We start from the raw sequence: 1,545 nt of genomic DNA on the forward strand, positions 1-1,545 counted from the left end.
CTGCACGTAGTGCACCTCGTGTCCGAGGTCCAGCCACAGCCGGTGGATCAGATCGAACGCCAGATAGGTTGCGGCGTGGCCGAGATGGGTGGCGTCGTAGGGCGTGATCCCGCAGACGTACATGGTGGCGGCCGGCCCGGCCGCAACCGGGCGTACCTGGCGGTCGGAGGTGTCATACAGCCGCAGCTCCGGGCCGCGTCCCGGCAACGCCGGTATCGGTGCGGCGGACCAGGATTGCATACCGTCGACTGTAAAGCGTTGGCTAGCTGTACTGACCTGAGAGGTTAGGTACGCGGGTGGCGGGTGGTTGTCCGCCGAGTGCGGTGTGGCCGCGGTGATGATTGTAGGTGTGCAGCCAGATCGGGAATTCGTCGCAGCGTTCGGCGTCGCTGCGGTAGAGCCGGGCGTAGGCCCATTCGTCGGCCAGGGTGCGGTGGAACCGCTCCACTTTGCCGTTGGTTTGGGGTCGATAGGGTCGGGTGCGCCGGTGCTGAATGTCCCCGAGGGCGTCAGCGAATGTGTTTGAACGGTAACAGGATCCGTTGTCAGTCAGCACTTTCCGTACAGTAATTCCACATTGAGTGAACCAGTCGTTGGCCCGTAACCAGAACCCTGCGGCAGTGTCTTTGCGTTCATCGGTGAGCAGTTCGCTGTACGCCAGCCGAGAATGACCGTCGATAGCGGTGTGCAGGAAGTGGTGACCGCGCAGCGGGTGGTAGCGCTTGCTTTTGACTCCGCTGCTTTTGTCGGCACAGGAGTTGCGGTTGCCCGCGGTGCGACCCAGCATCCGCCAGCCACCGCCGGCCGGGATCTTGCCGAGCTTCTTGACATCGACATGGACCATGTCCCCGCAGCGGGCCGGTTCCATGCGGCGGATGACGCGCCCGGTCGGACGGTCCAACCACCGCAGTTTGGCCAGCCGGTAGCGGGTCAAGACGCGGTGCACCGTCGAGGGGTGCAACCCCAACAGATAGCCGATTCGCGCGGGTCCCCACCGGCGCAACACCCGGACTTTGATGATGCGGCGCTCGGTACGAGTCGGGGTCCGTCCTGGTGAGCGGCGCGGCCGCGAAGACCGATCCACCATCCCCGACTCCCCATAGAGGCGGTAGCGCCCAGCCCAGCGGGCAGCCGTGGTCGGTGACACCTGGAACCTCTCGGCAGCCCGTCGCAGCGGCCACCGATCATCCACGACACAACGAGCCAGCCGCAGACGGCCGGTTTCTGACAGTGGGGCATTACGGTGGGACACGAAGACCTCCGATGGTGAGTGCTTTCCTAGACAGCTCGCACTTCACTCGGAGGTCTTCGTCATGTCACCACGCCACGCCGTTACCAACGTCTGTGGTCAGTACAGCTAGCTGAATAAGTGGCTGCGGGTCGCACGTCGACGGCGTCGGTAGCCTGGTGGGATGTCTGGCTACGAGAGCGCCGCGGTGGAACCGCACCCGCTACTCGCCCAGCTCTCGGCGCTGCATCAATTCCGCGTCCAGGTCGACGTCGCCGTCGTCGTGGTGGTGCTGGCGGGGGCGAACTTGCTGGCGC

1 protein-coding gene and 2 pseudogenes are annotated in these 1,545 nt (G+C 65.0%); 1 reads left to right on the top strand and 2 read right to left on the bottom strand.

Annotated features, from left to right (window positions below):
- Window positions 1-240 (bottom strand): annotated as a pseudogene (locus tag VGH54_RS28885) (cysteine--1-D-myo-inosityl 2-amino-2-deoxy-alpha-D-glucopyranoside ligase); the annotation flags it as partial.
- A 22-nt stretch (window positions 241-262) separates the two neighbouring features.
- A complete protein-coding gene (locus tag VGH54_RS28890) occupies window positions 263-1,252 on the bottom strand; it encodes an IS481 family transposase (RefSeq protein ID WP_331515599.1) in 990 nt (329 codons plus the stop codon).
- Between the two features lie 160 nt (window positions 1,253-1,412).
- On the opposite strand from VGH54_RS28890, the pseudogene VGH54_RS30145 reads away from it, so the two are divergent.
- Window positions 1,413-1,545: pseudogene (locus tag VGH54_RS30145) on the top strand (CPBP family intramembrane glutamate endopeptidase); the annotation flags it as partial.

The sequence above is a fragment of the Mycobacterium sp. genome, from assembly GCF_036488105.1.
Lineage (GTDB): Bacteria > Actinomycetota > Actinomycetes > Mycobacteriales > Mycobacteriaceae > Mycobacterium.